The organism is Curtobacterium flaccumfaciens, from assembly GCF_051548005.1.
GTDB lineage: Bacteria > Actinomycetota > Actinomycetes > Actinomycetales > Microbacteriaceae > Curtobacterium.
The window spans coordinates 1-1,696 of record NZ_JBPUGH010000257.1 but is presented as its reverse complement, the minus strand read 5'-3'; the positions used below and the strand labels follow the sequence as shown (position 1 = coordinate 1,696).

The 1,696-nt window shown below is 68.3% G+C and carries 3 protein-coding genes; all 3 read left to right on the top strand.

The window, feature by feature from the left end:
- Nucleotides 1-94: 94 nt before the first annotated feature.
- On the top strand, nucleotides 95-1,090 hold the full coding sequence (nusA, locus tag ACSW7Y_RS17130) for a transcription termination factor NusA (protein WP_438127425.1): 996 nt from the start codon (nucleotides 95-97) through the stop codon (nucleotides 1,088-1,090).
- 102 nt (nucleotides 1,091-1,192) lie between these two features.
- A complete protein-coding gene (locus ACSW7Y_RS17125; protein ID WP_438127424.1) occupies nucleotides 1,193-1,507 on the top strand; it encodes a YlxR family protein in 315 nt (104 codons plus the stop codon).
- 74 nt (nucleotides 1,508-1,581) lie between these two features.
- On the top strand, nucleotides 1,582-1,696 hold a 115-nt coding region (locus tag ACSW7Y_RS17120; protein WP_438127426.1), incomplete at its 3' end, for a translation initiation factor IF-2 N-terminal domain-containing protein.

Below are 1,696 nucleotides of genomic sequence, written 5' to 3'. Positions count from 1 at the left end.
CCCCGCGCCTCCCGTCCGTTCTGGGGTACGCTGGTCGCCGACTTCCGCGACGTTCCACTGCGGAGGCGACTCAGCTGAATACGGAGGCACCTCGGTGAAGATCGATCTCGCAGTCCTGCGACTCATGGAGCGCGAGCGGGAGATCCCGTTCGAAGAACTCGTCCAGATCATCGAGCAGGCGATCCTGACGGCCTACCACAAGCACACCGCCGAGAACGGCGAACCGGCGGACGCGCAGTCCCGGGTCGAGCTCGACCGCAAGAGCGGCGAGGTCTCCGTCTACGTGCCCGAGCGCGACGAGGAGGGCACCGTCGTCGGCGAGGCCGTCGACCAGCCCAGCGACTTCGGGCGCATCGCGGCGTTCGCGGCGAAGCAGGTCATCAACCAGCGCCTCCGCGACATCGGCGACGACAAGATCCTCGGCCAGTTCCGCGGGAAGGAGGGCGACATCGTCGCTGGCGTCATCCAGCAGGGGCCGAACCCGAAGATGGTGCACGTCGACCTCGGCACCGTCGAGGCGATCCTCCCGCCCGAGGAGCAGGTCCCGGGCGAGGAGTACAAGCACGGCAACCGAATCCGCGTCTACGTGACGAGCGTCGGCCGTGGCCCCAAGGGCCCGCAGATCACCGTGTCGCGCACGCACCCCGGACTCGTCCGGAAGCTGTTCGCGCTCGAGGTCCCGGAGATCGCCTCCGGCGTCGTCGAGATCACGTCCCTCGCCCGTGAGTCCGGGCACCGCACGAAGCTCGCGGTCAAGGCGAACGAGCCGGGCGTCAACGCGAAGGGTGCCTGCATCGGTGAACTCGGTGCCCGCGTGCGTGCCGTGACGACCGAACTCGGTGCCGAGAAGATCGACATCGTCGACTGGTCGCCCGACCTGGCGACGTTCGTGGCGAGCGCGCTGTCGCCGGCCAAGGTGACGAGCGCGTTCGTGCTCGACGCGTCCACGAAGGCCGTCCGTGCGCTCGTGCCGGACTACCAGCTCTCGCTCGCGATCGGCAAGGAAGGGCAGAACGCCCGTCTCGCCGCGAAGCTCACCGGCGCACGGATCGACATCCAGCCGGACAGCATCCTCGACGGCGACGAGTAGCGGCGACGCGCGGCGCTGGTCCGCGTCGCGTGGGCCGCGTTTCGCTGCCGGCGTGGCCCGGACGGGCGTGCCGGATCGCGTCCGTCCGAGGCAAGGAGTAAGGTGGAACCCGTCAGAACGTGCATCGGCAGTCGTCGTCGCGCGCCCCGATCCTCCCTCCTCCGTGTCGTCGCCCTCGGCGACGGGCGAGTCGTGGCGGATCCGAAGGCAGTCATGCCGGGCAGGGGAGCGTGGCTCACCCCGACCGTCGACGCCTACGAGCTGGCCGTCAAGCGCCGGGCATTCCGCCGGGCACTTCGGCTGGATCGCGAACCCGACACGTCCTCGGTGCTCGAGTACCTGCAAAGCCTCACGGCGGCGCCGGCATCCGAGCGCCCGGACACGACAGAACAGGCTGAACGGCTTATGGACAACTGATGAGCGGCTCGAAATGAGACCCGTCATCCAGTGAGTCCTGCCCCTTCACGGGGCAGGACCCGTGAAGGAGAACAGTGGCAAAACCACGCGTACACGAGATCGCATCCGAACTCGGTGTCGACAGCAAGACCGCAATGGAGAAGCTCAAGGAGCTCGGCGAGTTCGTCAAGGGCCCGAGCTCCAGTGTGG